The sequence below is a fragment of the Azoarcus taiwanensis genome (genome assembly GCF_012910885.1).
In the GTDB taxonomy this organism is placed as follows: domain Bacteria; phylum Pseudomonadota; class Gammaproteobacteria; order Burkholderiales; family Rhodocyclaceae; genus Azoarcus_F; species Azoarcus_F taiwanensis.
This window is the reverse complement of sequence record NZ_WTVM01000025.1, coordinates 1-26,784: the sequence shown is the minus strand read 5'-3', so window position 1 is coordinate 26,784 and position 26,784 is coordinate 1. Positions and strand designations below refer to the sequence as shown.

General features: G+C 62.2%; 23 protein-coding genes, 3 tRNA genes and 1 riboswitch. Of the genes, 16 read left to right on the top strand and 10 right to left on the bottom strand.

The features are described 5' to 3' along the window. Positions 1–18: 18 nt before the first annotated feature. The 3 genes from gcvP to gcvT all read right to left on the bottom strand — a co-directional run bounded on the left by gcvP (position 19) and on the right by gcvT (position 4,484). Positions 19–2,907 carry an aminomethyl-transferring glycine dehydrogenase gene (gene gcvP, locus GPA21_RS06055; protein WP_168987316.1) on the bottom strand — a complete coding sequence of 963 codons (2,889 nt, stop codon included), beginning with the start codon at positions 2,905–2,907 and terminating at the stop codon, positions 19–21. Positions 2,908–2,940: 33 nt separating this feature from the next. After that, positions 2,941–3,315 carry a glycine cleavage system protein GcvH gene (gcvH, locus tag GPA21_RS06050; protein ID WP_168987315.1) on the bottom strand — a complete coding sequence of 125 codons (375 nt, stop codon included), beginning with the start codon at positions 3,313–3,315 and terminating at the stop codon, positions 2,941–2,943. Between the two features lie 74 nt (positions 3,316–3,389). Continuing rightward, positions 3,390–4,484 (bottom strand): glycine cleavage system aminomethyltransferase GcvT, encoded by a 1,095-nt coding sequence (gcvT, locus tag GPA21_RS06045; RefSeq protein WP_168987314.1) that lies wholly within the window; start codon positions 4,482–4,484, stop codon positions 3,390–3,392. Positions 4,485–4,653: 169 nt separating this feature from the next. Further along, positions 4,654–4,770: riboswitch (glycine riboswitch) on the bottom strand. Between the two features lie 59 nt (positions 4,771–4,829). Here gcvT and GPA21_RS06040 point away from each other — a divergent pair. The 15 genes from GPA21_RS06040 to pnp all read left to right on the top strand — a co-directional run bounded on the left by GPA21_RS06040 (position 4,830) and on the right by pnp (position 20,571). Then, a complete protein-coding gene (locus GPA21_RS06040; protein ID WP_168987313.1) occupies positions 4,830–5,705 on the top strand; it encodes an alpha/beta fold hydrolase in 876 nt (291 codons plus the stop codon). Then, a complete protein-coding gene (locus GPA21_RS06035; protein ID WP_339379835.1) occupies positions 5,702–6,553 on the top strand; it encodes a 3',5'-nucleoside bisphosphate phosphatase in 852 nt (283 codons plus the stop codon). The genes GPA21_RS06040 and GPA21_RS06035 overlap by 4 nt, the downstream gene beginning before the upstream one ends. 72 nt (positions 6,554–6,625) lie before the next feature. Then, positions 6,626–7,258, top strand: coding sequence for an L-threonylcarbamoyladenylate synthase (locus tag GPA21_RS06030; protein WP_168987312.1), 633 nt, complete (start codon positions 6,626–6,628; stop codon positions 7,256–7,258). Between the two features lie 115 nt (positions 7,259–7,373). Next, positions 7,374–8,039, top strand: a complete 666-nt coding sequence (locus GPA21_RS06025; protein WP_168987311.1) for a site-2 protease family protein — start codon at positions 7,374–7,376, stop codon at positions 8,037–8,039. A 3-nt stretch (positions 8,040–8,042) separates the two neighbouring features. Further along, the gene (locus GPA21_RS06020) at positions 8,043–9,245 is read left to right on the top strand and encodes a tryptophan--tRNA ligase (protein ID WP_168987310.1); all 1,203 of its coding nucleotides are present in this window, start codon (positions 8,043–8,045) and stop codon (positions 9,243–9,245) included. Between the two features lie 47 nt (positions 9,246–9,292). Then, a complete protein-coding gene (locus tag GPA21_RS06015; RefSeq protein WP_168987309.1) occupies positions 9,293–10,123 on the top strand; it encodes a segregation and condensation protein A in 831 nt (276 codons plus the stop codon). Next, positions 10,104–10,721 carry an SMC-Scp complex subunit ScpB gene (gene scpB, locus GPA21_RS06010; protein WP_168987308.1) on the top strand — a complete coding sequence of 206 codons (618 nt, stop codon included), beginning with the start codon at positions 10,104–10,106 and terminating at the stop codon, positions 10,719–10,721. The genes GPA21_RS06015 and scpB overlap by 20 nt, the downstream gene beginning before the upstream one ends. After that, a complete protein-coding gene (rluB, locus tag GPA21_RS06005) occupies positions 10,645–11,718 on the top strand; it encodes a 23S rRNA pseudouridine(2605) synthase RluB (protein WP_422614184.1) in 1,074 nt (357 codons plus the stop codon). Before scpB ends, rluB begins: the two co-directional genes overlap by 77 nt. Positions 11,719–11,869: 151 nt before the next feature. After that, entirely contained in the window at positions 11,870–12,298 is a 429-nt protein-coding gene (rimP, locus tag GPA21_RS06000) for a ribosome maturation factor RimP (protein WP_168987306.1), read from the top strand. A 27-nt stretch (positions 12,299–12,325) separates the two neighbouring features. Next, positions 12,326–13,801 carry a transcription termination factor NusA gene (gene nusA, locus GPA21_RS05995; RefSeq protein ID WP_168987305.1) on the top strand — a complete coding sequence of 492 codons (1,476 nt, stop codon included), beginning with the start codon at positions 12,326–12,328 and terminating at the stop codon, positions 13,799–13,801. 13 nt (positions 13,802–13,814) lie between these two features. Further along, positions 13,815–16,655, top strand: coding sequence for a translation initiation factor IF-2 (gene infB / locus GPA21_RS05990; protein ID WP_168987304.1), 2,841 nt, complete (start codon positions 13,815–13,817; stop codon positions 16,653–16,655). Beyond that, entirely contained in the window at positions 16,655–17,041 is a 387-nt protein-coding gene (rbfA, locus tag GPA21_RS05985) for a 30S ribosome-binding factor RbfA (RefSeq protein ID WP_168987303.1), read from the top strand. The genes infB and rbfA overlap by 1 nt, the downstream gene beginning before the upstream one ends. Before the next feature lie 11 nt (positions 17,042–17,052). Continuing rightward, on the top strand, positions 17,053–17,958 hold the full coding sequence (truB, locus tag GPA21_RS05980) for a tRNA pseudouridine(55) synthase TruB (protein ID WP_339379834.1): 906 nt from the start codon (positions 17,053–17,055) through the stop codon (positions 17,956–17,958). 86 nt (positions 17,959–18,044) lie between these two features. After that, positions 18,045–18,314 (top strand): 30S ribosomal protein S15, encoded by a 270-nt coding sequence (gene rpsO, locus GPA21_RS05975; protein WP_168987301.1) that lies wholly within the window; start codon positions 18,045–18,047, stop codon positions 18,312–18,314. Between the two features lie 172 nt (positions 18,315–18,486). Then, positions 18,487–20,571 (top strand): polyribonucleotide nucleotidyltransferase, encoded by a 2,085-nt coding sequence (pnp, locus tag GPA21_RS05970; protein ID WP_168987300.1) that lies wholly within the window; start codon positions 18,487–18,489, stop codon positions 20,569–20,571. A gap of 122 nt (positions 20,572–20,693) precedes the next feature. Here pnp and GPA21_RS05965 read toward each other — a convergent pair whose 3' ends face one another. The 4 genes from GPA21_RS05965 to GPA21_RS05950 all read right to left on the bottom strand — a co-directional run bounded on the left by GPA21_RS05965 (position 20,694) and on the right by GPA21_RS05950 (position 23,313). Further along, entirely contained in the window at positions 20,694–22,703 is a 2,010-nt protein-coding gene (locus GPA21_RS05965; protein WP_168987299.1) for a methyl-accepting chemotaxis protein, read from the bottom strand. A 312-nt stretch (positions 22,704–23,015) separates the two neighbouring features. Then, positions 23,016–23,091, bottom strand: a tRNA-His gene (locus GPA21_RS05960). A gap of 42 nt (positions 23,092–23,133) precedes the next feature. Then, positions 23,134–23,210: transfer RNA gene (locus GPA21_RS05955), tRNA-Arg, on the bottom strand. Between the two features lie 26 nt (positions 23,211–23,236). Next, positions 23,237–23,313: transfer RNA gene (locus GPA21_RS05950), tRNA-Pro, on the bottom strand. A gap of 171 nt (positions 23,314–23,484) precedes the next feature. Here GPA21_RS05950 and dksA point away from each other — a divergent pair. Further along, positions 23,485–23,910 (top strand): RNA polymerase-binding protein DksA, encoded by a 426-nt coding sequence (gene dksA / locus GPA21_RS05945; protein WP_168987298.1) that lies wholly within the window; start codon positions 23,485–23,487, stop codon positions 23,908–23,910. Between the two features lie 68 nt (positions 23,911–23,978). Here the strand turns inward: dksA and thpD are convergent, their stop codons facing one another. Genes thpD through ectB form a run of 3 tightly spaced genes read right to left on the bottom strand, consistent with a single transcriptional unit; the run spans position 23,979 to position 26,643 of the window. After that, positions 23,979–24,899 (bottom strand): ectoine hydroxylase, encoded by a 921-nt coding sequence (gene thpD / locus GPA21_RS05940; protein ID WP_168987297.1) that lies wholly within the window; start codon positions 24,897–24,899, stop codon positions 23,979–23,981. A gap of 50 nt (positions 24,900–24,949) precedes the next feature. Next, on the bottom strand, positions 24,950–25,357 hold the full coding sequence (locus GPA21_RS05935) for an ectoine synthase (protein WP_168987296.1): 408 nt from the start codon (positions 25,355–25,357) through the stop codon (positions 24,950–24,952). Between the two features lie 20 nt (positions 25,358–25,377). Further along, positions 25,378–26,643 (bottom strand): diaminobutyrate--2-oxoglutarate transaminase, encoded by a 1,266-nt coding sequence (gene ectB / locus GPA21_RS05930; protein WP_168987295.1) that lies wholly within the window; start codon positions 26,641–26,643, stop codon positions 25,378–25,380. Positions 26,644–26,784 lie beyond the last annotated feature (141 nt).

Here is a 26,784-nt window from a genome sequence, read left to right as displayed (position 1 = left end):
GCACCGCCGCCGCGCCGTTCATTCAGCGTAGGCGTCCATCGGAACGCAACTGCAGAACAGGTTGCGGTCGCCGTGCACATCGTCGATGCGGTTGACGCTGGGCCAGAACTTGTTGTCTGCGACCCAGGTGAGCGGAAAGACTGCGAGTTCGCGGGTGTAGGGTCGCTCCCAGTCGCCGATGACGTCTGCCTGGGTATGCGGCGCATTGACCAGCGGATTATCCTCGCGCGGCCATTCGCCGGCCTCGATACGGGCAATCTCCTGCCGGATACTGACCATCGCATCCACGAAGCGGTCGAGCTCCGCCTTGTCCTCGGATTCGGTCGGCTCGACCATGATCGTGCCGGGTACCGGGAAGGACATGGTCGGGGCATGGAAGCCGTAGTCCATCAGCCGCTTGGCGATGTCCACCTCGCTGATGCCGGTGGCCGCCTTGATCGGGCGGATGTCGAGGATGCACTCGTGTGCGACCCGGCCTTTGGCGCCGGTGTAGAGCACCGGGTAATGCTCGGCCAGCCGGGTGGCGAGGTAGTTGGCGTTGAGAATGGCAACCTCGGTGGCGCGCTTGAGCCCTTCGCCGCCCATCATCGTGATGTACATCCACGAGATCGGCAGGATGCTCGCCGAGCCGAACGGTGCGGCCGAGACTGCGCCCTGGCCAGGGTTGGGGCGGTCTTCGCCACCGGTTGGGGCCACGACGTGGTCTGCCATGAAGGGCGCGAGATGCGCCGCGAGCCCGATCGGCCCCATGCCCGGACCACCACCGCCGTGGGGGATGCAGAAGGTCTTGTGCAGGTTCATGTGCGACACGTCGGCGCCGATCACAGCCGGTGAGGTCAGACCGACCTGGGCATTGAGGTTGGCGCCGTCCATGTACACCTGCCCGCCTTGCTCATGCACGATGCGGCAGATCTCGCGCACCGAGGCTTCGAACACGCCGTGGGTGGAGGGGTAGGTGATCATCAGCGCGGCGAGCTTGTCGGCGTGCTGTGTCGCCTTGGCGCGAAGGTCTTCGACATCGACGTTGCCGTTGTCGTCGCAGGCGACCACGACCACGCGCATGCCGCACATCTGGGCGGTGGCCGGGTTGGTGCCGTGGGCAGACTTGGGGATCAGGCAGACATCGCGATGGGCTTCGCCGCGGCTCGCGTGGTAGCGCGCGATCGCGACCAGACCGGCGTATTCGCCCTGTGCGCCCGAGTTGGGCTGCATCGAGATCGCCGGGAAACCGGTGACCGCGCGCAGGTAATCGGCCAGACCCTCGATCATCTCGAGATAGCCGCGCGCCTGGGCGATCGGTGCGAACGGATGCATGTTGGCGAACTCCGGCCAGGTGACCGGAATCATCTCGCTGGTGGCGTTGAGTTTCATCGTGCACGAGCCGAGCGAGATCATCGAATGATCGAGCGCGAGGTCGCGGTTTTGCAGTCGCTTGAGGTAGCGCAGCATCTCGTGCTCGGTGTGATGGGTATTGAACACCGGGTGGGTGAGCACCGCATCCTCGCGCAGCAGCGCGGCCGGAACGCGCGGACCGGCCGCGGCTTCCTCGGCATCGAGGGTATCGATGTCGGCCTGGATTCCGAAGCAGGCGAGCAGTGCGCGCACGTCGGCGGCGGTTGTGGTTTCGTCCACCGACAGGCCGAGGCTCTCATCCGACACCCGGCGAAGGTTGTAGCCGGCCGCCTCGCACGCTGCGAGCAGGGCGGCAGTCTGTTCGCCGGTTCTGACCTGAAGGGTGTCGAAGAAATGCTGGCCGACCAGTTCGAAGCCGGCATTGCCGAGCGCGCGGGCAAGAATGCCGGCGAGCCGGTGGATGCGCTCGGCGATGGTGCGCAGCCCCTGCGGGCCGTGATAGACCGCATAGAGGCCCGCCATGTTGGCAAGCAGGACCTGGGAGGTGCAGATGTTGGAGTTGGCCTTCTCGCGGCGGATGTGCTGCTCGCGGGTCTGCAGTGCCATGCGCAGTGCGACTTTGCCGCGGGCGTCTTTCGACACCCCGATGATGCGACCTGGCATCGCGCGGACAAAGGCTTCGCGGCAGGCAAAGAAGGCCGCGTGCGGACCGCCGAATCCCATCGGCACGCCAAATCGCTGGGCCGAGCCGAGCGCGATGTCGGCGCCAAGCTGGCCCGGCGACTTGAGCAGCATCAGCGCCATCAGGTCGGTGGCGACCGCCACCACTGCGCCCTTGTCCTTGAGTCCCGCGATCGGTCCGGAGAGGTCGGTGACCGCACCGTGCTCATCCGGGTATTGCAGCAATGCGCCGAAGACCTCGTGTTCGCCAGCGGCACTGGCCGGCCCGAATACCAGTTCGAAACCGAAGTAGCCGGCGCGCGTGCGCACCACGTCGATGGTTTGCGGGAAGCAGGCCTCGTCGACGAAGAAGGCGTTGCTCTTCGATTTGCTCACGCGGCGCGCCATCGTCATCGCCTCGGCGGCGGCGGTGGCTTCGTCAAGCAGCGACGCGTTGGCCAGCTCCATGCCGGTGAGGTCGACGACCATCTGCTGGTAGTTCAGCAGCGCCTCCAGCCGCCCTTGGGCGATCTCCGCCTGGTAGGGCGTGTAGGCGGTGTACCAGCCCGGGTTCTCCATCACGTTCCGCAGAATCACCGCCGGTGTGTGGGTGCCGTAGTAGCCCATGCCGATCAGCGACTTCTTGACCACGTTGCGCTGGGCAAGCACGCGCAGCGCGGCGAGCGCCTCGTGCTCCGGCTTGGCGGGCTCGAGGGCGAGCGGCGCACGCAGACGGATATCCTCCGGTACGGTCTGTGCGATCAGCGCCTCGACATCCGGCGCGCCGATGGTCGAGAGCATGGATTCGATCTCGCCCGCGTTGGGGCCGATGTGGCGGTGGACGAAAGCGTCGCGCTGCTCGAGGGCAGCCAGGGAGGGGGCGTTATTCGACATGGTGGGCGTGTTGGGGTCGGGAGTGTGCTTGGTTCAGGCGATTTCGGCTTCGTAGCCGGCGGCGTCCAGCAGTCCGGAGACTTCGCCGGCAGGCTTGATGCGGAACAGCCAGGCGGCGTAGGCGTCGCTATTGACGCTCTCGGGCGCGTCGACTGCAGCCTGGTTGAAGGCCACGATTTCACCGGCAACCGGCGCGTAGATGTCGGAGGCTGCCTTCACGGATTCGATCACGGCGCAGGCATCGCCGGCCTCGACGCTGCGTCCCTCTTCGGGCAGTTCGAGAAAGACGATGTCGCCAAGCGCTTCCTGGGCGTGATCGGTCACGCCGATGGTCAGCGTGCCGTCGGATTCCTGACGGATCCACTCGTGGGACTTGGTGTACTTGAGGTCGGCGGGAATGTTGCTCATGCGGAACTCCTGGCTGGTTGGCGGTTGCGTGGATTGCTGGGGCCGGGGCTGGTTCGTCGCCCCGGCGAAGAGGATCAGTCGATGAGGATCTTGCCGTTGCGGACGAAGGGAAGCTTCACCGTGCGGGCGGCGAGTGGCTTGCCACGCACTTCGACCTGCACCGCCTGGCCGGCTTGGGTCCCGGTGGGCAGACGGGCAAAGCCAATGGAGCGCTCGAGCGTCGGCGAGAAGCTGCCGCTGGTGGTTTCGCCGTCGCCGTGAGGTGTGACGACCTTCATGTGGGCTCGCAACACGCCTTTGTCTTCGAGGACGAGGCCGAGGAAGGCCTTGCGTTCGCCGTGAGCCTCGAGCGCGCTGCGACCGATGAAGTCGCGCTCGTCGTCTCGCAGGTCGACCGTCCAGGACAGGCCTGCGTCGAGTGGAGAGACCTCTTCGCCCATGTCCTGGCCGTAAAGGTTCATGCCGGCTTCCAGGCGCAGCGTATCCCGCGCGCCGAGGCCGCAGGGTTTGACGCCAGCGGCGACGAGGGCGTCCCACATGTCTGCCGCACGATGAGCGGGTACGGTAATCTCCAGACCGTCTTCGCCGGTGTAGCCAGTGCGGGCGATGAAGAGGTCGCTCAGGCGTACCGCGCTGAACGGGGGCGGCAGGCCGCGGGCAGTGTTGAGCTCGGGAATCGCACGCGATGCGCGTTCGATCGCGTTCGGTCCCTGCACCGCGATCATCGCAAGATCACGGCGGGACTCCAGCGTGACGTTGTCGCCGCCGGCCGCAATCTGCTTGCGCATCCAGGCGACGTCCTTGTCGGCAGTGCCGGCGTTGACCACCAGGCGGTATTCGCTGGCCGAAATGAAGTAGACGATGAGGTCGTCAATCACGCCGCCCGCTTCGTTGAGCATGCACGAATACAAGGCCTTGCCGGAGGTCTGCAGCTTGAGCACGTCGTTGGCGAGAAGTCGGCGCAGAAAGGGCATGGCACCGGCGCCGGACAGGTCGAGCGCGAGCATGTGGGAGACGTCGAACATGCCGGCGTCGCGGCGCACTGCGTGGTGCTCCTCGATCTGCGAGCCGTAGTTCACCGGCATGTCCCAGCCGGCGAAGTCGACCATACGTGCGCCGGCAGCAAGATGCCGGTCGTGGAGGGGCGTGAGTTTGGCGGAGCTGTTCATGAGCGCGGATTCCAGAAAGAGGGCAGAAGCATAAACCGACGTCGCACATCGCGCGACGAGATGCCCCCATCTGTCCCTTGTACCTGAGAGATTCCGGCCTGACCGCAGTCCGGGTGCCCCTTCGGTGGATGCCCCTGGCGCTCGCGCCGACATCGCTCTCCAGAATGGTATTTCGGGCGCGGTCCGTTTGCCTGAGCGATTCCGGGGGGGGTTACGCCTTCGGCGACTCCAAGCAGCCTGTTGCACTTGAGGCTGCAATGCGGGAGTTCTCTCCCGCGCCTGCCGCGCACCTTACCACCGCGCCGGGCGGGTGGCAACGTCGGCATTGGTGGTATCTTTCCGCCGATGCGAACCTCGAAATGCCACTTCGTCGAACTGCGCGGCATCCGCTACCACGTACGCGAGTGGGGTGCCCCCGGAGACGGGCCCACGGTCTTCCTGCTGCACGGCTGGGCCGACGTTTCGGCCACCTTCCAGTTTCTGGCGGATGCGCTCGGCCCCGGCTGGCATCTTGTCGCCCCTGACTGGCGGGGCTTCGGTCGTAGCGACCGCTGTGGCGACGCATACTGGTTTCCGGACTATCTTGCCGATCTCGATGCCTTGTTGCGGGTTCTTCAGCCGCACGGGGAGGTTGATCTCGTCGGTCACAGCATGGGCGGCAACATTGCCTGTACCTACGCCGGCGTTCGGCCGGGGAGGGTGCGAAAGGTAGTGGCCATGGATGCATTCGGACTGCCCGACAGTGCGGCGGTGGAGGCACCGGGCCGGTTCGAGAAGTGGCTCAATCAGCTGGCAGCGGCGGACGGGTTTCGCTCGTATCCGGACCTCGAGTCTTTCGCTCGACGCCTGATGCGCGACAACCCACGTCTCGACGAGGCAAAGGCAGGTTTTCTGGCCGAACACCTCACCGAGTCTGACGGCGCGGGTGGCTTCCGGCCCGCGATCGATGCGGCGCATCGCAACGTCAATCCGGTGCTCTACCGTCGTGCCGAGGTGGAAGCCTGCTGGCGGCGGGTCGCGGCTGACGTGTTGTGGTTGGTGCAGGCCGATCCGACGTGGCGCCGGAAATTCGGCATCGACGACGAAAGCTATCGCGAGGCCGGTGCCTGTTTCCGCCGCTTCAGCGAACTGGAGATCAGCGACAGCGGTCACAATATGCATCATGATCAGCCTGCGGCGGTTGCCGCGGCGATTGCTCGTTTCCTGGGAAAGTCATCGTGACCACGTCTTTGCTCGACCTTAATGCCGATCTGCACAGCCACTCGACGGTGTCTGACGGTTGGCATGCGCCGGCCGAGGTGGTTGACCGCGCGGTGCGCAACGGCGTGGAGTTGTTCGCGCTGACTGACCACGACTCGGTCGATGGTATCGAGGAGGCGGTCGCTGCGGCCCAGAAGCTGGGTCTGCGTTTCGTCGCCGGCGTCGAGATTTCGGTGTCCCTGTTCGATCAAACGGTTCACATCGTTGGTCTTGGTATCGATCATCGCAACGACACCTTGCGCAAAGGCCTCGAACAGGTGCGCAGTGGTCGTGGCGAACGGGCTGAGCGAATCGCCGAAGCGCTCGAGGCAGTCGGCGTTCCCGACGCGCTCGCTGGGGCGCAGCGCTTCGTGGGCAATCCCGAACTGGTGAGCCGGGCCCATTTCGCTCGTCATATCGTTGCCTGCGGACTCATGCCGGACGTATCGACGGTATTCCAGCACTATCTCGCCGAGGGCAAGCCCGGCTATGTGGCGCATGTATGGGCATCTCTTGAAGATGCGGTGAATTGGATTCGTGCTGCCGGAGGGGTCGCGGTCATTGCCCATCCGGCGCGCTACCGCTTCAGCCCGCAGCAGTTCGATCACCTTTACGAGCGCTTCGTCGCGGCTGGTGGTGAGGCAATTGAGGTGGTTTCGGGCGCTCACACCGAGTCCGAAGTGCGCGAGTTCGCAGAGATCGCAAAACGATACGGGTTGCTCGCCTCGCGGGGCTCCGACTTTCACGGCGAGAAGGAGAGCCGTGTCGACCTCGGGCGTTGCGATCCGATGCCGGCCGGAGTCGATCCGGTCTGGCGGCGGTTGATCTGACAGCCGGCCAGCTGGAAGGTGTTAAATTAAACGTTTTGCCGCGCACATCAGTCGTCACGGAAATCGCCTCCCATGTCCCAGTTCTTCTCGATGCATCCCGAGCAGCCGCAGCCTCGCCTTGTCCGGCAGGCAGCTCAAATCATCCGTGATGGGGGTCTGGTCGCGTTTCCGACCGATTCCGCGTATGCGCTTGGCGGACACATGGGTGACGCCGCGCTTCTGCAGCGGATCCGGCGGATTCGTGGCGTCGACGAACGCCACCACTTCACGCTGATGTGTCGGGACTTGTCCGAGATCGGCACCTATGCGCGGGTCGACAACGCGATTTATCGTCTGCTCAAGGCAACCACGCCTGGTACCTACACCTTCATCCTCGAAGGCACCAAGGAGCTGCCGCGAAGAATGATGCATCCCAAGCGCAAGACCATCGGGCTGCGCGTTCCCGATCATCCCGTGGTGGCAGCGCTTCTGCAGGAGCTGGGGGAGCCGATTCTCACCTCCACGCTGCTGCTGCCCGGTGACGATATGCCTCTGACCGACCCCGAGGAAATCCGCGATCGCCTTGGCAAGCAGCTTGATCTGGTCATCGAGGCGGGGTTTTGCGGACCGGAGGCGACCTCGGTTATCGACCTCACCAGCGGTGCTCCGGAGTTGGTTCGAGCCGGCCGGGGCAGCCTCGAGCCCTTCGGCTTGAGCGCCGATTGATCGATGGCGCTCAGGGCCTTCACGCCGCAGGTTGCGGCGTGAGGATAGGGTTGAGATCCGCTCAGCCTGATAGAATCGCGTCTTTGCGCGATCCGCGCACGTCGAGCCCATCGTAATGGAAGCCCTGATACCCACGATCGCAATCTGGGCCTTGCCCGTGTTGCTGGCGATCACCCTGCACGAAGCGGCGCACGGATATGTCGCCCGCCATTTCGGCGATCCGACCGCGGAGTTGGCGGGCCGGATCACCCTGAATCCGTTCAAGCACATCGATCCCGTTGGTACTGTGTTGGTCCCGATCGGCATCCTCGCGCTGAGCACGCTATCGGGCATGGGTGGGATCCTGTTTGGCTGGGCAAAGCCGGTACCGGTCAATTTCAGCCGCTTGCGCAATCCCAAGGGTGACATGTTGTGGGTCGCGGCCGCCGGGCCGTTCACCAACCTGGTCATGGCGATCGGTTGGGCGATGCTTTTCAAGTTCGCGACATCCACGCCCGAGACTGCCTATACCTTGCCCATGATGCAGATGGCCGAAGCCGGCATGCTCATCAACGCGGTGCTGATGTTCCTCAATCTGCTGCCGATTCCGCCCCTGGATGGGGGCCGGATTGCGGTGAGCCTGCTGCCTGGCAAGCTTGCCTGGCATTTCTCCCGTCTCGAGCCGTTCGGTTTTCCGATCCTGCTCGTGATGCTGTTCACCGGCGTGCTGGGCGCGATCCTGTGGCCACTGATCGCCACCTTCCGTTATGCTCTCGCCACTTTTTTCGGTTTCTACGGTTAAAACATGTACGCAGAACGCGTTCTCTCAGGCATGCGACCGACCGGTCGCCTGCATCTCGGCCACTACCACGGCGTGCTCAAGAACTGGGTCCGCCTTCAGGAAGAGTATCCCTGTCTGTTCTTCGTGGCCGACTGGCATGCACTGACCACCAACTACGATTCGCCTCAGGTCATCGAGGAAAGCGTCTGGGACATGCTCATCGACTGGCTTGCGGCCGGTGTCGACCCCAGTCAGGCGACGCTCTTCATTCAGTCGCGGGTGCCCGAGCACGCGGAACTGCATTTGCTGTTGTCCATGATGTGTCCGCTGGGCTGGCTGGAGCGTGTGCCGACCTATAAGGACCAGCAGGAGAAGCTCTCCAACAAGGATTTGTCGACCTACGGTTTTCTCGGCTACCCCTTGCTGCAATCGGCCGACATCCTGATCTACCGTGCCGACAAGGTGCCGGTGGGCGAGGACCAGGTGCCCCACGTCGAGATCACGCGCGAGGTCGCGCGCCGCTTTAACCACCTCTATGGGCGCGAGCCTGGTTTCGAGGAAAAGGCCCAGGAGGCGGTCAAGAAGCTCGGCTCCAAGCGCGCCAGGTTGTACTACGAATTGCGCACCCGTTTTCAGCAGGAAGGCGAGGAAACCGCGCTCGAGCGTGCTCACGCCTTGCTCGAGGAAGCTCAGAACCTGAGCATGGGCGACCGCGAGCGCCTCTATGGTTACCTCGAAGGTTCGTCGAAGATGATTCTGGTAGAACCCGAGGCCTTGCTGACACATGCGGCCCGCATGCCGGGGCTGGATGGGCAGAAGATGTCCAAGAGTTACGGCAACACAATCTTCCTGCGCGAAGAGCCGGAATCGGTGACCAAGAAAATCCGCACCATGCAGACCGATCCGGCGCGGGTGCGTCGCACAGATCCGGGTGATCCCGCCAAGTGCCCGGTGTGGCAGTTCCATGAGATCTACTCGGATGACGACACCCGCGACTGGGTCCAGAAGGGCTGTCGCAGCGCCGGAATCGGCTGCATCGAGTGCAAGCAGCCGGTGATCGATGCGGTGCTCAAGGAGCAGGCGGTCATGCGCGAACGGGCTCAGCCGTATGTCGAGGACCCTTCGCTGGTGCGCAACATCATTGCCGATGGCTGCGAGCGCGCGCGCAAGCTTGCGCAGGAGACGATGCGCGACGTGCGCGAGTCCATGGGCTTGTCCTACTCCTGACCACTCCGGTTTGTGCCCGGGTCCGGGCCGGCTGAAGAGGGCCGTCGATGAATCTGCCGCTCGATCTGCCACCGCATGAGACCGTCGCCGAGCGCGAGGCGGTGGCGCGTATCTACGGCGAGCCCCTGCTCGAGCTACCCCGGGACCTGTACATCCCGCCTGATGCGCTCGAGGTGATCCTTGAGGCCTTCGAAGGTCCCCTCGATCTGCTGCTCTACCTGATCCGCAAGTCGAATCTGGACATCCTCGACATCCCGATGGCACCGCTGACCAATCAATATCTGGTCTATGTCGAGGCAATGCGACGCAACAACCTGGAGCTGGCGGCGGACTATCTGCTGATGGCCGCGATGCTGCTCGAGATCAAGTCGCGCATGCTGCTGCCGAGACCACCCAAGGCGGTTGAAGATGATGGTCTCGATCCTCGGGCAGAACTGGTGCGGCGGCTGCTCGAATATGAACAGATGAAGATGGCCGCAGCGCGGCTCGACGTGCTGCCGCGCGCGGGCCGGGATTTCGAATGGGTGGGTGTGGTCGTCACCGAACGCATCGTGGAGCGGCAGCCGGAAGTGAGCCTTCACGAGCTTCAGGTCGCGTGGCTGCGCATCATGAAGCGGGTGCGGCTGACGCGGCATCACACCGTGCGTCGCGACGAGCTTTCGGTGCGTGAGCACATGAGCATGGTGTTGCGGCGTCTCGAAGGTGGAGCGTTCGTGGTGTTCGATTCGCTGTTCGATCTCAAGCTCGGCGCGGCTGGTGTGGTGGTCTGCTTTCTGGCGGTGCTGGAGCTTGTCAAGGAGCGTATGATCAACCTGGCGCAGACTGATGCGTTCGCGCCGATTTATGTCAGACTGGCCGATGCAAGCGAACACGCCTGAAGACTGCAAGCGGGTTATCGAGGCCGCATTGTTGGTGGCCAGCGCACCTCTTGCAGTGAGCCAGTTGCGCAGGCTGTTCGAGCCGGACCCGGGCAGCGAACTGGTGCGGCGCCTGCTGGATGAATTGCGCACCGACTGGAGCGACCGTGGCGTGGAGCTGGTGCAGCTCGCCTCCGGCTGGCGATTCCAGACCCGCGCCGAATACCAGGTGTATCTCGACCGTCTCAAGGACGAGCGTTCGCCACGTTATTCGCGCGCGGTACTGGAAACCCTGGCCATCATCGCCTACCGTCAACCCGTAACCCGCGGTGACATCGAGGAGGTGCGCGGCGTCGCGGTCTCCCCGAGCGTCATCAAGACACTCGAGTCACGAGGCTGGATCGACGTCGTCGGTCATCGTGACACCCCTGGTCGGCCCGCGTTGTTCGCGACGACGAAACGCTTTCTCGACGAGATGGGTTTGCGGACCCTCACCGAGTTGCCGGCGCTGACCGATATTGAAAGGATTATGGAACTTGTCGATACGCAAGAAATCACGCAGTCCGCTGCGCCCACCGACGAAGAAGCCCACGACGAGAGCGTCGAGCGGGGCGGCTGAGCAAAGCCCGTCACCGCGCGGCAGGCGCCAGGCGGGAGCGACCGATTCTCCGCGAAGCAGAAGCGATGCGGGCCCGCCCGATTTTCCGCGCAGCAGGCGCGAGGCAGGGGCCAAGGACTCGCCGCGCGCCTCAGCTCGCGGCCCGCGCCGGAGAGAGGATCTCAATCCGCCGGTTGAACCCGAGCGGCTGCAAAAGGTGTTGGCGCGCTTCGGTATCGGCTCCAGGCGCGAGGTGGATGACTGGATCGCCGAAGGGCGTATCGAGGTCAACGGCGAGATTGCGGTGCCGGGACAGAAGGTAGGCCCGGGCGATCGCGTCAAAGTCAATGGGCGCCTCGTTCCCCTGCGCTTCGTCGCTCGTGCCCCACGGGTGCTCCTGTACCACAAGCCCGAGGGCGAAATCGTATCGCGGGACGATCCCGAGGGCCGGCCGTCGGTGTTCGACCGATTGCCGATCCTGCGACGCGGCCGCTGGATTGCTGTCGGTCGGCTCGACTTCAATACCTCAGGCCTGCTGCTGTTTACCGACGACGGCACGCTTGCGAATCGGTTGATGCACCCGAGCTTCGAACTTGAGCGGGAATATGCGGTGCGGCTGCTTGGCCAACTCGACGAACAGCAGATCGAATCACTGACCAGCGGAATCCAGCTCGAGGATGGTCTGGCCAAGTTTTCGAGTCTGGCCGACGCCGGTGGTGAGGGCGTCAATCACTGGTACCGCGTCACCTTGTTCGAGGGGCGCAACCGCGAGGTGCGGCGGATGTTCGAGGCGGTAGGGCTGACGGTGAGCCGCTTGATGCGCGTGCGTTACGGTTCGATCGAGCTGCCCGCGCGACTCAAGCGCGGAATGTGGATGGAGCTGCCGGAGGCCGATGCCTACGAATTGGCCGGCTTGCCACGCCCGCAGCGCCAGACCAGGCCCGACCCGCGGGGCAGTGGGGAGCCGAAGCTGCATCGAACGCGTCCGCGTTACACGCCCAAGAAGCGTAGCGAGTAGCAGTTGGAGCATTAGGTGGAACTTCCACAGAAAGTCAATTACCCGCTATAATCTAAAAGCTTTGGTCGGTGGCTCTGGTCGCCGACCGGCTTTTCCGGTTGGTTTCAACAGGGATGGGCGTTTCGCCCATTTTTCATTTGTAGGCAAGGAAATGAACATCGAAGCTCTGGTCGAACAGATCGTTGCCGGTCTCGGATACGAGCTGGTTGATCTCGAAATGTCGCCGAAGGGTCGTCTACTGCGGGTCTTCATCGATATCGAGCGTGGCGTGACGGTGGATGACTGTGCAGCTGTCAGCAATCAGCTCACCAGAGTGTTCGAAGTGGAGAACGTGGATTACGACCGCCTCGAAGTGTCGTCGCCTGGTCTCGATCGGCCGCTGAAGAAGCAAGCGGATTTCGAGCGTTTCGTTGGCAGCGACATTCAGGTCCGGTTGAGCATGCCCATCGGCAATCAGCGCAATTTCGCGGGGGTTCTGGGCGGATTCGAGAACGGCAAGGTGATTCTGACGACCGAGAAAGGTCAGCTCGAACTGCCGTTCGAAGAGATAGAAAAAGCACGCCTGGTACCCAGGTTTTAAGCACTCGGATTTGGAGGTTTTAGAACAATGAGCCGCGAAATTTTGCTGCTTGTGGATGCGCTGGCCCGCGAAAAGAACGTCGACAAGGACATCGTCTTTGGCGCGCTCGAGTCCGCGCTCGCGTCCGCAACCAAGAAGCGTGTGCATGACGATTCCGATGTCCGGGTGGAAATCGATCGGGCAACCGGCGACTATCAGTCGTTCCGTCGCTGGGTCGTCCTGCCTGACGAAGAGGTGGTCAACGACGAAGCCGAGATGGGCATCATCGATGCGCGCGAGATCCAGGCTGACATCGAAGTCGGCGACTACATCGAGGAGCCGCTCGAGCCGATCGATTTTGGTCGCGTTGGCGCACAGGCGGCCAAGCAGGTCATCCTGCAGCGGATTCGCGATGCCGAACGCGAGCAGGTGCTGAACGACTTTCTCGAGCGTGACGAGCATCTCGTCTCCGGCTCGATCAAGCGTATGGAGCGTGGCAACGCAATCATCGAAGTCGGACGTCTCGAAGCCGTGATTCCTCGTGATCAGATGATCCCGCGAGAGATTCTGCGCGTCGGCGACCGTGTCAAAGCCTTTCTGCAACGCATCGATCGCGGTGCGCGCGGTCCGCAGCTGATTCTGTCGCGCACCGCGCCTGAGTTCGTTGCGAAGCTGTTCGAGCTGGAGGTTCCCGAGATCGAGGAAGGGCTGCTCGAAGTCAAGGCTTGCGCTCGTGACCCCGGACTGCGCGCCAAGATCGCCGTGCAGTCGCATGATCAGCGCATCGATCCGATCGGCACCTGCGTCGGTTTGCGCGGCTCGCGGGTTACCGCGGTGCGCAACGAGATCGCTGGCGAACAGATCGACATCATCGTCTGGTCTTCCGATCCTGCGCAGTTCGTCATCGCTGCCCTGCAGCCTGCCGAGGTCCTGTCCATCGTGGTGGACGAGGAGAATCACTCCATGGACGTGGTGGTGGACGAGAACAACCTCGCGGTGGCGATCGGGCGGGGCGGCCAGAACGTGAAGCTCGCCTCCGAGCTGACCGGCTGGACGATCAATCTCATGAGCGAGGAGGAGTCGGCGAAGAAGTCAGACGCCGAGCGCCAGACCATGCGCGACGAGTTCATGGCCAAGCTCGATGTCGACGAGGAACTCGCCGATATCCTGATCGACGAGGGTTTCACCTCGCTCGAGGAGATCGCCTACGTGCCGCTCGCCGAAATGCTCGAGATCGAAGCCTTCGACGAGGAGACGGTCAATGAACTTCGCGACCGTGCCCGGAACGTGCTGCTGACCGAGGCAATCGTTACCGAGGAACAACTCGAGAAAGTATCCGAAGACCTGCTGAGCCTCGAAGGCATGGAGCGCACGCTCGCTGCCACGCTGGCGCAGCATGGCATCCAGACGCGCGACGATCTTGCCGATCTCGCGGTCGACGAACTGGTGGAGCTCGCAGACATTGATGCCGAGCGTGCCGCCGCGCTGATCTCAGTCGCGCGCGCGCACTGGTTCGAAGAATGAAGGGAGGGAATCAATGGAACAGATGAGCGTTCTACAATTTGCCGGTGAGCTGAAGATGCCGGCGCCGGTGCTGCTCGAACAATTGCAGCGTGCCGGCGTGGACAAAAGCGGCGTGAACGATCTGCTTACCGAGCAGGACAAGGCGCAGTTGCTCGATTACCTGCGTCGCTCGCATGGTGAGACCCGTCCCAAGGGCAAGATCACGCTGACCCGTCGTCAGACATCCGAGATTCGTGCCACCGACTCTTCCGGCCGTGCGCGGACGGTTCAGGTCGAAGTGCGGAAGAAGCGCGTGTTCGTCAAACGTGACGAACTCGTAGCCGAGACGGGTGCACCGTCACCCGAGGCCCAGGCCGAAGAGCTACAGGATGTGACGCCTGCCGCAGAGGTGCACGAGCCGGTGCAGGCCAGCGCTGAAGCCGTAGCGCCGCCGCAGGCCGAGCCCGAAGTGCCGGCCCCGATGCCTGAGCCGGAGCCCGAGCCGGAACCTGAGCCTGTAGTGCAGGCCGTCGAGCCGGAGCAGGTCGTTGCAGCGGAAGAAGTCGCCGAACCCGATACGGCCGCGACTGCTGAGGCTGAAGACACAAGTGCGACCGCAGGTGAGGCGGTGCAGCCCAAGGCGCGCAAACGCGCGGTCCGTCCTTCCATTCTGAGTGAAGAAGAAATCGCCGCTCGAGAACGCGAGGCCGAGCGTCATCAGGCCCTGCGCGCGCGCCAGGAAGCCGACCTTCGCATGCGTCAGGAGCGTGAAGCCGCGGCAGCTGCCGCACGGGCGGCAGCCGAAGCCCGGCGCCTCGACGAAGAGGCGCAGGCGAAGGCTCAGTCCGAGGCTGCTGCCAAGCAGCCGGAAGCCGCCAAGGGTCCGACAGGGACCCTGCATCGTCCGGTCAGGACCGACGACAAAGCGGCCGGCAAGAAGGATGTCAAGCGTGCTCCGCGCAGCACCGCCGCTGAAGAAGAATCGAAGCGCCGCGGCATGAAGACGCGTGGCGAGGTCGGTGGTGCAGCGGCTTCGTGGCGCGGCTCGCGTGGCGCAGGTCGCGGAGGCCGCGGTGCGCAGCGCAACCAGAAGCACTTCCAGGCACCTGTCGAACAGATCACGCGCGATGTGCATGTGCCGGAAACGATTACGGTTGCCGATCTTGCACACAAGATGTCGGTGAAGGCTGCCGAAGTGATCAAGACCCTGATGAAGATGGGTTCGATGGTCACCATCAACCAGGTGCTCGACCAAGAGACCGCGTTGATCGTGGTCGAGGAAATGGGGCACCGTGCGTTTGCGGCCAAGCTGGACGATCCGGACGCGTTCCTCGATAGCGGTGAGGAGCATCACGACGCGACGATCGAGCCGCGTGCGCCGGTCGTGACCGTGATGGGCCACGTCGACCACGGCAAGACGTCGCTGCTCGACTACATTCGTACAGCCAAGGTGGCCGCCGGTGAAGCGGGCGGTATTACACAGCATATCGGCGCCTACCACGTTGAAACGCCGCGCGGCATGGTGACCTTCCTTGATACCCCGGGTCACGAAGCGTTTACCGCGATGCGTGCCCGTGGTGCCAAGGCGACCGATATCGTCATTCTGGTCGTTGCTGCCGATGACGGCGTGATGCCTCAGACCCGCGAAGCGATTCACCATGCCCAGGCGGCCGGTGTGCCTGTGGTCGTCGCGGTGAACAAGATCGACAAACCCGAAGCCAACCCCGAGCGTGTGAAGCAGGAGCTCGTGTCCGAGGGTGTCGTGCCTGAGGAGTATGGCGGTGAAGCGATGTTCGTCCATGTCTCGGCCAAGACCGGTCAGGGTATCGACGAACTGCTCGATGCGGTGCTGTTGCAGGCCGAGGTCCTGGAGCTGACTGCACCGATCGATACGCCGGCCAAGGGTCTGGTGGTCGAAGCGCGTCTTGACAAGGGTCGCGGTCCGGTCGCTGCGCTGCTGGTTCAATCCGGTGTGCTGCGCAAGGGAGATATGGTGCTGGTCGGCGCGACCTATGGTCGTATCCGAGCAATGCTTGACGAGAACGGCAAGCCAGTCGATGAGGCCGGTCCGTCGATTCCGGTCGAGATCCTCGGTCTGTCCGACGTTCCGGGCGCTGGCGACGAAGCCATCGCACTTGCGGACGAGAAGAAGGCTCGCGAGATTGCGCTGTTCCGTCAGGGCAAGTTCCGCGATGTCAAGTTGGCGAAGCAGCAGGCCGCCAAGCTCGAGAACATCTTCGAGCAAATGGGCGAAGCGGAAGCCAAGATTCTGCCGCTTATCGTCAAGGCGGACGTGCAGGGCTCTCAGGAGGCGCTGGTTCAGTCGCTCAACAAGCTCTCCACCGATGAAGTGCGTGTCAACGTCATTCACGGCGCAGTGGGCGGCATCAGCGAATCCGACGTCAACCTTGCCCAGGCTTCCGGTGCGGTCATCATCGGCTTCAATACCCGCGCCGATGCCGGTGCTCGCAAACTGGCGGAAAGCTACGGGGTGGACATCCGTTACTACAACATCATTTACGATGCTGTGGATGAGGTGAAAGCCGCGCTGTCCGGCATGCTCTCTCCGGAACAACGCGAGAGCATCATCGGTATGGTCGAGGTTCGCCAGGTCTTCCGTGTGCCGAAAGTCGGCGCGGTTGCCGGCTGCTACGTCAAGGAAGGCCAGGTCAAGCGCGGGTCGCACGTGCGAGTGTTGCGCGACAACGTTGTGGTCCATACCGGCATGCTCGATTCGCTCAAGCGCTTCAAGGACGACGTCAAGGAGGTCAAGTCGGGCTTCGAATGCGGTCTGTCGATCAAGAACTTCAATGACGTCCAGGAAGGCGATCAGCTTGAAGTGTTCGAAATTCAGGAAATCGCGCGGACGCTCTGATGGCCAAGGAATTCTCGCGCAGCCAAAGGGTCACCGAGCAGATAAAGCGGGAGCTCGCAGAGCTCCTGCGGCTCGAGGTGAAGGACCCGCGCATTGGCTTGATCACGCTGACCGACGTTGAGATCTCGCCGGACTACGCTCACGCCAAGGTGTTCTTCACCTCGATGCAGGGCGAAGAGGGGCTGGACGAGATTCTTCGTGGACTCAGACGCGCGAGCGGGTTCCTGCGCCGGGAACTGGGCCGGCGGGTTCGTATCCACACCACGCCCGAGCTGCATTTCCACTACGACGCCTCGGTGGAGCAGGGCAGCCGCCTTTCGCGCCTGATCGACGATGTCGTCCGAGAGGACGAGGCTCGCTCGAGTCGTAACGAGTCCGAGTCCTGAGGCGTTCTGTGGTGACCAAGACAAGGCCGCCGCGCAAGGCGGTCGACGGCGTACTGTTGCTGGACAAGCCGAAGGGCATGTCGTCCAACGGTGCACTTCAGTCGGCGCGCCGTTTGCTGAATGCGAAGAAGGCCGGCCACACCGGCACGCTCGATCCCATGGCCACCGGACTCATGGTGCTGACCTTCGGCGAGGCGACCAAGTTCTCGCAGATGCTGCTCGACGCAGACAAGGCCTATGAGGCCTTGGTCAAGCTGGGGGTCGAGACGGATACCGGCGACGCCGAAGGGGTGGTCCTCGCAACCCGTGAGGTCACAGTGTCAGCTGAGGCAGTAAGAGCTGCGGCCGCGGGCTTTGTCGGTGAGATCGAGCAGATCCCCCCGATGTATTCGGCACTCAAGCGCGATGGCAAGCCCCTGTACGAGTACGCCCGGGCCGGCGTTGAGGTCGAGCGTTCGGCTCGCCGGGTCTCGATACGCAGCCTGCAGGTGTCCGACGTCGCCTCGGACACCTTCGTGATGCGAGTCGAGTGCAGCAAGGGCACATACATTCGCACACTGGCAATCGATATCGGTCGCGTGCTGGGCTGCGGTGCCCATCTGGCGGGTCTGCGTCGTACCGGGATCGGTCCATTCGATCTGGCCGACGCGCTCACGCTGGAGTCGCTCGAAGCGATGCCGGAAGCGGAGCGTATGCAACAGTTGCAGGCGGTTGATGCCTTGCTGACCCATCTACCGGTATTGAGTCTCGATGCGACACAAGCCGGCGCCATCCTCCATGGCCAAGCGGTTCAGGTGGCTGAAGGCGAAGGACAGGTGCGGGTGTACGGCCCAGCGGGGTTCATCGGTCTGGCCGAGTACCTGGCCGGGCGGGGCGTCGTGCCGCGGCGCCTGGTCAATACGGCGGAAAACGCCTAAAAAAGCGAGAAGTTATTGAGTAGTTCGGTGATTATTGGATATACTCACGTGCTTCAGTTCTAAAGATCAAACGAGTAATAAACCACATGGCTCTCGAAACCGCACAGAAAGCGCAGATCGTCTCCGATTTCCAACGCGCACAGGGCGACACCGGTTCGCCGGAAGTCCAGGTCGCGTTGCTGACCGCTCGCATCAATGGCCTGACCGGCCACTTCAAGGCAAACGCCAAGGATCACCACTCCCGTCGTGGTCTGTTGAAGATGGTCAGCCAGCGTCGCAAACTGCTTGACTACCTCAAGCGTACGAACGCCGACAGCTATCGCGGCCTCATCGAGCGTCTGGGTCTGCGCAAGTAAGACGCCGCTCGTATCGACAAACATGTCGACTCACGAAGCGAATCCCAAGGCTCCATGAGCACCAGAAGCCGGTAGAGCTCGAAGACGGGCTTGCCGGCTTTTTCGTTTCTGGGTTGCCGGGGCCACAAAACCTGCAGTTGTGTTGCTGCGTCAAGACATAGAGGAATTCACCTTGCCAAACGCCATCAAGAAGACATTTGCCTACGGTGCACATACCGTTACCCTCGAAACCGGTGAGGTCGCTCGCCAGGCAGGCGGTGCTGTAATCGTCAACATGGACGACACCGTCGTGCTCGCCACGGTGGTCGCGCAGCGCGAACCCAAGCCGGGTGTCGATTTCTTCCCGCTCACCGTCGATTACGTCGAGAAGTTCTACGCAGCAGGCCGGATTCCCGGCGGTTTCTTCAAGCGCGAGGGTCGTCCGAGCGAGAAGGAAACCCTCACTTGCCGCCTGATCGATCGCCCGATTCGCCCGCTGTTTCCCGATGGTTTCTACAACGAAGTTCAGGTCATCGTCACGGTCCTATCGCCCGACATCCTTGGGATGATTGGTGCCTCGGCAGCGCTGGCACTCTCCGGTGTGCCGTTCAACGGTCCGATCGGTGCGGCCCGCGTTGGCTACATCGGCGGCGACTACATTCTCAATCCGACCGCCTCCCAGTTACAGGAGAGCGAGCTCAACCTCGTGGTCGCCGGAACCGCTACGGCGGTGCTGATGGTCGAATCCGAGGCGAAAGAACTGTCCGAAGAGATCATGCTCGGCTCGGTGGTGTTCGGCCATCAGCAGATGCAGGCCGCGATCAACGCCATCAACGAACTGGTTGAAGTGGCCGGCAAGCCCGAATGGGACTGGCAGCCCGCAGCGCCCAACGAAGCTCTGATCGCACGCGTGCGCGAGCTCGCCGGCGCCGATCTCGAAGCCGCGTTCAACCTCACCAGCAAGCAGGAACGCAGCCAGCGTATCTCCGAGATCCGCAGCGCCACGATCGCGAAGATTGTCGAGGAGATGGAAGAGGCACCGTCGTCCAACGAGCTCAAGGATATCTTCCATGATCTCGAGGCCGGCATCGTCCGCAGCCGCATTCTCGACGGTGAGCCGCGTATCGACGGCCGTGACACCCGCACCGTGCGCCCGATCGACATCCGTGTCGGCGTGTTGCCGCGTACCCACGGTTCGGCCTTGTTCACCCGTGGCGAAACCCAGGCCCTGGTGGTCGCGACCCTCGGCACCGGACGTGACGAGCAGATCATTGACGCCATCGGTGGCGAGTATCGCGAGAACTTCCTGCTGCATTACAACTTCCCGCCGTTCTCCACCGGTGAAACCGGGCGCGTCGGCATCACCAAGCGTCGCGAAGTCGGCCACGGTCGCCTGGCCAAGCGCGCACTGATCGCTGCGCTGCCCAAGGCTGAGGATTTCAGCTACACCGTGCGCGTCGTCTCCGAGATCACCGAATCCAATGGCTCGAGCTCGATGGCCTCGGTTTGCGGTGGCTCGCTGGCGATGATGGACGCGGGCGTACCGATGAAAGCGCACGTTGCCGGTATCGCGATGGGCCTGATCAAGGACGGCAACCGTTTTGCGGTGCTGTCGGACATCCTCGGCGATGAAGATCACCTGGGCGACATGGACTTCAAGGTGGCTGGTACCGAGAATGGTGTGACCGCGCTGCAGATGGACATCAAGATCCAGGGCATCACCAAGGAAATCATGCAGGTCGCGCTGGCTCAGGCGGGTGAGGGTCGGCTTCACATCCTCGGCAAGATGAAGGCTGCGTTGGCCTCGCATCGTGGCGAAGTGTCCGAATACGCGCCGCGCATGATCACGATGAAGATCAATTCGGACAAGATCCGTGACGTGATCGGCAAGGGTGGTGCGGTCATTCGCGCGCTGCAGGAAGAAACCGGTACCGTCATCGAGATCGAGGACGACGGCAGTATCAAGATCTCGTCGGTCAACCCTGGCGGCGCAGAAGCGGCCAAGAAGCGGATCGAGGACATCACCGCCGAAGCCGAGGTGGGCAAGGTCTATGAAGGCACTGTGCTGCGTCTCCTGGACTTCGGCGCCATCGTGAACATCCTTCCCGGCAAGGATGGTCTGCTCCACATTTCGCAGATCGCCAACGAGCGAGTCAACGCGGTGTCCGACTATCTTTCGGAGGGTCAGCAGGTTCGCGTCAAAGTGCTCGAGACTGATGATCGCGGCAAGATCAAGCTCAGCATGAAAGCCTTGATCGAAAAGGCTGCTGAGGAATAACCGAGCGGGCTGGTGCGCGGAGGACATCCCGCGCACCTTCTCCATGTTCGGCTGCTGTAACAAGAAGGGGCGTGATTACCACGCCCCTTTTTTGTCGACCTCGACGATAGGTTGGGGATAGTTCAGACCTTGAAGCGGTGTACCAGGTAGTCGAGTGAGCTCGACAGATGGTCAAGGCTTTTCGCCGTCTCGTAGTTGCGGCGCGAAGCGTCGCTGTTGCTGTCGGTCATCGACGCGATGCGTTCGACATTGCTCGCGACCTGCTGCACGGCAACGTCCTGCTCTCGCAGGGCGAGGGTGATGTCCTCGACGCTCTCGGAGACCTGGGTGGAGTTGCGTCCGATCTGTTGCAGCGCTGCCTCGGTTCTCGAAACGATTTCCAGGCTGCCAGACACGTGTTCGTCGGCCTCCTTCATCCTCGCCACGGTGCCGTCGATGCCGCCCTTAATACCATCGATCAGTTTGCTGATTGAGGCGGTTGATATCGACGTTCGTTCGGCCAGTTTGCGAACCTCGTCCGCGACTACCGCGAAGCCGCGGCCCTGTTCTCCCGCGCGGGCTGCCTCGATCGCTGCGTTCAATGCCAGCAGGTTCGTCTGCTCTGCAATCTCGCGAATGGTGTTGACGATGCCACCTATCTCCTGAGAGTTTGATTCGAGCAGCTCGAGGCTGGTGCGTGAACTCTCTACCTGGCGCGCAAGGTCCTGGACGCGTTTGACCATGTTGTCCATCAGCTCGAGTGCCTCACTTGTCTCGCGGCTCGCGTTCTCGACCAGGCCGGAAACCCGTTGCGCGTTGGAGGCCGTCTCGCTGATGCTCACCGAGGCCTCCTCAACGGCCGCTGCGACCGCGGATGTGGAGTCGGCCTGTGTGGCAGAGCTGGCGTTGAGTTGACTGCTCGATTCGTTGATCGAATGAGATGCAACTGAGAGCTCATCGCTCGATCTGCGAACCTCTCCGAGGATGTGACGGCACTTGTCGATGAGGTTGTTGAAGGCGTCCGCAGTGCGCCTCGCTTCCTGCACGCCAGTGGCGTCCACATGTCGTGTGAAATCGTCGTTCTTGTCGACGAATTCGGCCATGGCGATGAGCTTCTTGAGCGGATTGCTGATTGCGCGCCCGATCCATACCGAAGCGATGATGGTGAGCAGAATCGCCACCAGCGAAACGATTGATGTAAGCCACAGGCTGTTCTGGGCGGCAGCCTCCTGCCGTGTTGCAAGTCCGCGAATATTGTCGGCCACCGTTTGCTCGAGTCCGTGCATCAGGTCAATGCGTGCAGTGCTGGCTGCGAACCAGTCCTGTGCGCGCACGTTGAATCCGCCTTCACGATACTTTTCGGCGAGCGTGTTCCGGAACGTCGTCACTGATCGACTTTCGTCCGAATTGGCAATGGTTTGCAGGCGTGCGATTTCATCCTGTGTCGCGTTCGTGCGGAAGATCTCAAACAGCGCTTCCTGGCGGTTGACCAACTCGGTGATGCGCATGAACAGCTGAACGGTTGCCTGACCACTCGAGTAGACCTGGGTTGTCATCGCGCGCTCGAGACCCGCGGATTCCTTGGCGCGGACGAGGGCGTCCAGAGCGGTTGAAGCTCTGGCAACGTCTGGGTCATTAGTGAATTCGGAGGCGGTCGCCTTCAGGGAGATCAGGTACCCGATGGTCCCGGTGTAATAGGCGGCGCTCTCGGCTGGTTGAAGAGTCAGTGATTGCGCCCGGCTGCGAACATCCTGCAGCTGCTGCAGCTGGCGCCCGACCTCCTGCTCCCGAGCGGATACCGCTGGTATCTTGGCCGCCTGGTTTGCAGCGTAAACGTTCATGAAGCGCTGAAGCGCCTGGTCGGTGTCCGCGCGATATTCCGGCAGCACGTTGACGAAATCGCGACCGCCCGAGCCAAGGAAGCCCGCTGTTGCCCCTCTTTCGATCTGAAGCCGGTGAATCAGATTACCTGTGGCGACGTTCAGATCGACTATCGCCGCAGTCAGACGGGCATCCCGGTACTGAATTAGGTTGGCACTGATGATCAGATACGAAAGGATGGCGAGACACACTAGCGGGATGGCCACGAGCAGGCCGAGTTGCATGGCAATCGAAGGGCCGGCTGGTGCGCTAGCCTTGTTGGGGGAAAGCATTGCTGATGCTCCGGTGGATGGTCTGTTTCGGTTGATATCTGCGGACATAAGGGCTGTGTTTAATTTACGGCCAAGTTACGTCAGTCTTGATATGTGGGGAATCACGCAGATCAAGTAAACGGGTCTGGCGCCCGAGTTTTTCTGGCTCGAAGCATTGGTTCGTGATCTGCATCACGTCTGCCAAGCATTGGAGAGAGGGATGGTTTTGCGCAACAGACGAGCGAAACGGAGCAGGGCCCTGCGGATTGGACCTGATACGGATCAGCGGCTGGAAAAGCATAAGCCCCCTTTCGGGGGCTTATGCTTGATGCTTGGGGCGACATACCGGGATCGAACCGGTGACAACTGGAGCCACAATCCAGTGCTCTACCAACTGAGCTAATGCCGCCATTTTCGACAACAGACTTTGTCTGCCGCCGGAAAACCTGATTGGCCTGCCCGACAGGAATCGAACCTGTAACCCCCGGCTTAGAAGGCCGGTGCTCTATCCAGTTGAGCTACGGGCAGAGTCCGCGGGCGTTCGGGGTAAGCCGTGGTCGGGGTGGAGGGATTCGAACCCCCGACATCTTGCTCCCAAAGCAAGCGCGCTACCGGACTGCGCTACACCCCGAGAGCCGCGAATAATACACACCCGAGCGCGGGGCGTCAAACGGCTTTTGCGGATTTTTGGGGTGAGGTGTGGCTCTGGAGAAAAAATGACAACAAGTGTCGCTTGGAGGCTTGATGCATAAAAACTAATCTGCTAAAAGGGCGCTTCGCTGATCGACAACCGGATCCGGGTATGCCAGACGATACGCTGCACAAGCATTTCAAGCCTTATGTCCCCGCCAAGGGTGAGGAGTACATGAGCGAGGCGCAACTTGCACATTTCCGGTCGATTCTCGAGGCGGCCCGCAAGGAGATGATGGAGGATATCGAGCGCACCGTGCATACGATGCAGGATGACCATACGGTTTTTGCCGACCCGAACGATCGTGCGAGTCAGGAATCGGATATGGCGCTCGAGCTTCGCAACCGTGACCGAGAGCGTCGCCTGATCAAGAAGATAAACGAAACATTGGCCAGGATTGATGGCGGCGAATACGGTTACTGTGACAGCTGCGGGGTCGAGATCGGGCTAAAACGTCTGGAAGCTCGTCCCACCGCGACTTTGTGCATCGACTGCAAGACGCTTGAGGAGATCCGTGAGCGGCAGATGGCCAAGTGAGCCCTGTTGTTTGCGCGTACGAAAAACGGCACGCATGACGTGCCGTTTTTCGTTTCAGTGGCGATTGCTCAGTGGTCGCCAACCGGCGTGAAGTCCTCTCGCTCTGCGATGAACGGGGGGCGGGGAGGGAGACCGCAGAACGGCTCGACCGGCGTGTTGGACACGCTGTTGAACACGACGAAAACGTTGCTTCTGGGCAGCGGCGTGATGTTCGAGTTTGAACCGTGCATGACGTTGCATTCGAAGAACGTAGCGGAGCCCGCCGCGCCCAACATGGTGTCGATGCCGTGGCGTTCGACCAGGTCGGCGAGTGTTGCGTCATCAGGAACACCGATTTCCTGACGCTTGAGTGACTGCTGGTAATTGTCCTCCGGGGTTGTGCCGACGCACGAAACGTATTCGCGATGCGACCCGGGGATGATCATCAGTGGTCCGTTGGTGGGTGTATTGGGCGTGAGGCTGATCGAGCAGCTCACCATCCGCATGCGCGGTACGCCGTCCTCTACGTGCCAGGTCTCGAAGTCTGAGTGCCAGTAGAACTCCTTGCCGCGAAAACCAGGCTTGTAGTTGATACGCGACTGATGGATATAGACCTCGTCGCCCAGCAGCTGGCGTGCAATCGCCACCACTTTGGGGTGGGTGCATAGCCCCGCCAGGATGCGGTTCAGCTTGTGTACCGCGAACACCGAGCGCAGGTCACGGCTCGCAGGTTCAACGACGGCCTCGGGCGCATGCTTGACCAGATCGCTCGCACGCAGCCTTTCGAGTTCCTCCAGAAAGACTGCGATTTCTTCGGTACTGAGGAGCCCGTCGATGCAGAGATATCCCTTGCCGTCGTAGGAAGCCAGCTGAGCGCCATCTAGCGGTCCGTCCGCTGCGCTGCCGTAAACCACCGGGTCCTGGCGCTGGATGATCCGGGCTGAGTCGAGAACCCTCGATGGGTAGATGTCGCACTCGCCACTGTCTTTTCTGAGGGTGTTGCTGTTCATGTGGTGGTCCTTCGATGATGCTCAGCCACGGGCAAATTCTGTCCGGAGCTTCATACGCTAGCGGTCGTGGGTTGGTTCAACGGATATGCGCCTGTTTCGTCATGAACCTCGAGCCCGGTGAGCGGCGGATTGAAGACACAGACCATGCGCATGTGCGTGCCGCGATTGGCGCGCAGGATGTGCCGGTCATTGGCGTTGAGTGCATACAGTGTGCCCGGTCGGATCGGATGGGTCTGACCGGTTGCGAGGTCGGTGATCTCGCCTTCGCCCTCAATGCAATAGACGGTCTCGAGATGGTTGCGATACTCCATCTCGAGTACGGCACCGGCCTTGATCAAGGTGTCATGCACCGAGTAACCCATTCCGTCCTTGTCGAGAATGAAGCGCCGACTCGTCCAGCCCTCGGTGTCCACCTCTGCCGGGGTGCCGATGAGTTGTTCCAGATTTCGTACGATCATTATTGCTTTCCTCCAGTCGTTCAGGCCGCGCTGCGCGAGTCGCCTTTCATGGTGGCCTTAAGGCTGGCTTCGATGATGTCGAGGCCTTTCTCAAGCTCCTCTTCGCTGATCGTAAGGCTCGGCAGCAGCTTCAACACCTCGTCGTTGATGCCCGCAGTTTCGATGATCAGACCACGCTCGAAGCAGGCGGCCGAGATCGTGCCCGCCAGCTCGGTATCCTCGAACGCCAGACCGAGAATCAGTCCGCGGCCGCGCACCTCGGCCTTGACGCCGAAGTTCTTGACCATCTTGCACAGGCGCTCCACGGCCAGCTTTCCCTTGGCCTTGACGCTCTTCTCGAGCCAGGCGTCTTTCCAGAAGTCGAGGGCAGCCGTCGCGGTGACGAAGGCGGGGCAGTGCCCGCGGAAGGTGCCGTTGTGTTCGCCGGGCGCCCACTGGTCCAGTTCGGGGCGGAACATCACCAGCGCGAGCGGCAGACCATAGCCGGACAGGGATTTCGACAGGGTTACGATGTCCGGAACGATGCCTGACGATTCGAAGCTGAAGAAGCCGCCGGTGCGACCGCAGCCGACCTGGATGTCGTCGACGATCAGCAGGATGTCGTGCGCCTTGGTAATGTCGCGCAGACGACGCAGCCACTCGTCGCTGGCCACGTTCACGCCGCCTTCTGCCTGTACCGTTTCAAGAATCACGGCGGCAGGCGTGTCGAGACCGCTGCCGTCATCGACCAGCATCGCCTCGAGATAATCGAGAGTATCGACGTGATTGCCCAGGTAACCGTCGAAGGGCACGGCCATCGTGTGATTGAGGGGTACACCGGCACCGGCGCGCTTGAACCCGTTTCCGGTGACCGCGAGCGACCCCAGCGTCATGCCATGAAAGGCGTTGGTGAAACTCACCACGCGTTCCCGGCCGGTGACCTTGCGCGCAAGCTTGAGGGCGGCCTCCACGGCGTTGGTGCCGGTCGGTCCCGGGAACTGGATCTTGTAGTCAAGAGCGCGTGGCGCAAGGATGACCTCGTGAAAGCGCTCGAGGAAGTTCTGCTTGGCGACACTGTACATGTCCAGCGTATGGGTGATGCCGTCTCGCGTCAGGTAGTCGATGAGCACCGACTTGATGCGGTCCGGGTTGTGACCGTAGTTGAGCACTCCGGCACCGGCGAAGAAGTCCAGATAGCGGCGTCCGTCGACGTCGGTCATCCAGGCGCCTTTGGCGGTGTCGAAGACTGCCGGGAAATTGCGGCAATAGCCTCGTACTTCTGACTCGAGTTGCTCGAAGATATTCATGCTCGTCTCCATAAGGGCGCCTCGAAAAACCTCGGCACCTCTGTGATTGGTAAAATTGGATTGTCCTGATTTCGTTCTCTGCCGCCAGCCATGAAGAAACGCACCGCCATCAAGACCGACCTGTTCGCCGACGAGCATCAC

Excerpts from the sequence above, each read along its gene's own strand:
- gcvP (WP_168987316.1), bottom strand. The coding sequence starts at position 2,907 with ATGTCGAATAACGCCCCCTCCCTGGCTGCCCTCGAGCAGCGCGACGCT.
- gcvH (WP_168987315.1), bottom strand. The coding sequence starts at position 3,315 with ATGAGCAACATTCCCGCCGACCTCAAGTACACCAAGTCCCACGAGTGG.
- gcvT (WP_168987314.1), bottom strand. The coding sequence starts at position 4,484 with ATGAACAGCTCCGCCAAACTCACGCCCCTCCACGACCGGCATCTTGCT.
- GPA21_RS06040 (WP_168987313.1), top strand. The coding sequence starts at position 4,830 with ATGCGAACCTCGAAATGCCACTTCGTCGAACTGCGCGGCATCCGCTAC.
- GPA21_RS06030 (WP_168987312.1), top strand. The coding sequence starts at position 6,626 with ATGTCCCAGTTCTTCTCGATGCATCCCGAGCAGCCGCAGCCTCGCCTT.
- GPA21_RS06025 (WP_168987311.1), top strand. The coding sequence starts at position 7,374 with ATGGAAGCCCTGATACCCACGATCGCAATCTGGGCCTTGCCCGTGTTG.
- GPA21_RS06020 (WP_168987310.1), top strand. The coding sequence starts at position 8,043 with ATGTACGCAGAACGCGTTCTCTCAGGCATGCGACCGACCGGTCGCCTG.
- GPA21_RS06015 (WP_168987309.1), top strand. The coding sequence starts at position 9,293 with ATGAATCTGCCGCTCGATCTGCCACCGCATGAGACCGTCGCCGAGCGC.
- scpB (WP_168987308.1), top strand. The coding sequence starts at position 10,104 with ATGCAAGCGAACACGCCTGAAGACTGCAAGCGGGTTATCGAGGCCGCA.
- rimP (WP_168987306.1), top strand. The coding sequence starts at position 11,870 with ATGAACATCGAAGCTCTGGTCGAACAGATCGTTGCCGGTCTCGGATAC.
- nusA (WP_168987305.1), top strand. The coding sequence starts at position 12,326 with ATGAGCCGCGAAATTTTGCTGCTTGTGGATGCGCTGGCCCGCGAAAAG.
- infB (WP_168987304.1), top strand. The coding sequence starts at position 13,815 with ATGGAACAGATGAGCGTTCTACAATTTGCCGGTGAGCTGAAGATGCCG.
- rbfA (WP_168987303.1), top strand. The coding sequence starts at position 16,655 with ATGGCCAAGGAATTCTCGCGCAGCCAAAGGGTCACCGAGCAGATAAAG.
- rpsO (WP_168987301.1), top strand. The coding sequence starts at position 18,045 with ATGGCTCTCGAAACCGCACAGAAAGCGCAGATCGTCTCCGATTTCCAA.
- GPA21_RS05965 (WP_168987299.1), bottom strand. The coding sequence starts at position 22,703 with ATGCTTTCCCCCAACAAGGCTAGCGCACCAGCCGGCCCTTCGATTGCC.
- dksA (WP_168987298.1), top strand. The coding sequence starts at position 23,485 with ATGCCAGACGATACGCTGCACAAGCATTTCAAGCCTTATGTCCCCGCC.
- thpD (WP_168987297.1), bottom strand. The coding sequence starts at position 24,899 with ATGAACAGCAACACCCTCAGAAAAGACAGTGGCGAGTGCGACATCTAC.
- GPA21_RS05935 (WP_168987296.1), bottom strand. The coding sequence starts at position 25,357 with ATGATCGTACGAAATCTGGAACAACTCATCGGCACCCCGGCAGAGGTG.
- ectB (WP_168987295.1), bottom strand. The coding sequence starts at position 26,643 with ATGAATATCTTCGAGCAACTCGAGTCAGAAGTACGAGGCTATTGCCGC.